At 66.2% G+C, this 1,798-nt stretch carries 3 protein-coding genes; 1 reads left to right on the plus strand and 2 read right to left on the minus strand.

The window, feature by feature from the left end; all coding sequences use genetic code 11:
- Positions 1-275 precede the first annotated feature (275 nt).
- Positions 276-632: a hypothetical protein gene (locus EOA33_RS34605; RefSeq protein WP_126054410.1), complete on the plus strand. Its 357-nt coding sequence runs from the start codon at positions 276-278 to the stop codon at positions 630-632.
- Here the strand turns inward: EOA33_RS34605 and EOA33_RS34610 are convergent, their stop codons facing one another.
- Positions 633-1,091 carry a YbaK/EbsC family protein gene (locus EOA33_RS34610; RefSeq protein WP_127407641.1) on the minus strand — a complete coding sequence of 153 codons (459 nt, stop codon included), beginning with the start codon at positions 1,089-1,091 and terminating at the stop codon, positions 633-635.
- A 73-nt stretch (positions 1,092-1,164) separates the two neighbouring features.
- Positions 1,165-1,798: IclR family transcriptional regulator (locus tag EOA33_RS34615; protein ID WP_145989480.1), on the minus strand; the 634-nt coding region annotated here is incomplete at its 5' end.

A 1,798-nucleotide genomic window follows, 5' to 3' on the forward strand; every position in this document is an offset into this window, starting at 1 on the left:
CCGCCGCTGCCTCGCCCGCTACGCCAGCTACGACCCATACTCCGACACCTAGGCCGGCTACGACGGCTATCGTCATTACTGCCAGCTCTGAGAGGAGGTGAACCGCCTCAGGCAACCGGAAGAAGGGGCTTCTCGGTGGCCCCTTCTTCTGCCGTCAGGGGGCTGGCCCTGCTGCGTTGACAGACTTTCAAGCGGAAACGGCTCCGCCGTCGGCGGTGTACAGCGATTTTCCGAGCGTCTAATCTCTCCCCAACGGCCAAACCGAGGAGGGACGCTTGGACGAACAGGACCCGAAGCAAGACTTGATCGAGCCCGTCTTTCGCAACGGCACGGTCACCACCGTCGGCATCCTGCTGGCGTTTTCGCTGGGCTTCATCACCCATTGGGCCGCCAATCCGATCCCTTGGCAAACGTACCATCTACTCGCCGTCGTGCCGATCCTGATCGGCATCGCGATGCAGATGCGGGCGCTGTCCTTGCTGCTCGACGTAAGTTCGCTGCAAAAGCCCATCTACGAGCGGGCGAACCGCATCTTCATCGCGGGCCTCATCTTCACCGCAAGCGGCGTCGGGCTGGCGATCCTGCTCGACTTCTTCGAGATTGCGGGCAAGAGCGCGCTGCCGAACGGCTAGCTACTGGCAGATGTCGCACCATTCGGCGCCGACCAGGCTCGCCATGCGGTCGACGCCTATCCTGACGGCGGCATTGGTGGCGCCGGCCGCCGGCACGACCTCGTCAAAGGCCCGCAGCGACACATCGCAGTAGACAGGCAGCGGCGAGGCGAGGCCGAAGGGGCAGACGCCGCCGACCGGATGCCCCGTGATCTCCGCCACCTGTTGGGCATCGAGCATGCGCGGCTTGCCGCCGAAGGCATCGCGCGATTTGCGGTTGTCGATGCGCGCGTTGCCGCGGGCGACCACCAGCAGCACCCGCTCGCCGACCCGCATGCAGATGGTCTTGGCGATCTGCCCCGGCTCGACGCCATGCGCCTCGGCGGCGAGCGCCACGGTCGCCGAACTTGTCGGCGTTTCGATCACCGCGATGTCGGGGGCATGCTCGGCGAAGAAGGCTTTGACGGACTTGAGGCTCATGCGTCTTCAGGCGGGAATGGATCGGATGCGCAGACTTCGACCGTTGCCGGACCGGTGTCAAGCCGGGCCAGAGTCAAGGCAAGCGCGTGGCGCTGACCTCGAACAGCGATGCCTCGGCAGCGCCTTGTGAAGAATGCCCGCCGATCATCCTGGTTATGTCGGTCGCCGCTTCGCGCACCAGCGGACCGATATCGGCCAGACGCTCCGGCGTCACCCGAACGGTGGGCCCGGACACCGAAACGCCGCCGATCGGCTCGCCGAACTCGTTGAAGATGGCGGCGGCCACGCAGCGCATTCCCGGGTGCCGCTCCTCGTCGTCGACCGACCAGCCGCGATGCTTGATCGCGACGAGATCACGGGCCAGCGCCGAAATGTCGGAAATCGTCTTGTCGGTGAAGCGCTCCAGCCCGGCGCGACGCAGGATGGCAGCGACACGCTCGGGATCGAGATGCGCCAGCACCGCCTTGCCGATGCCGGAGGCATGGAAGGAGCTGCGCGTGCCCGGCCGGAAGAAGGCGCGGATCGCCTGGTGCGTCTCGACCTGGCTGACGAAGACGACGCAATCGTCCTCGGCGACGCCGAGATTGGCGGTCTCGCCGGTCTTCTCCATCAGTTCCTGCATGACGATGCGGGCGCGGTCGACCAGCTTGCGGCGGCGCAGGAACGCGGCGCCCATGCGGTAGGTCTCGACGCCGATCGACCACAGC

This window comes from Mesorhizobium sp. M4A.F.Ca.ET.050.02.1.1 (genome assembly GCF_003997725.1).
GTDB lineage: Bacteria > Pseudomonadota > Alphaproteobacteria > Rhizobiales > Rhizobiaceae > Mesorhizobium.

Bases quoted from the DNA above. Each gene is read 5' to 3' on its own strand.
- EOA33_RS34610 (WP_127407641.1), bottom strand. From the start codon at position 1,091: ATGAGCCTCAAGTCCGTCAAAGCCTTCTTCGCCGAGCATGCCCCCGAC.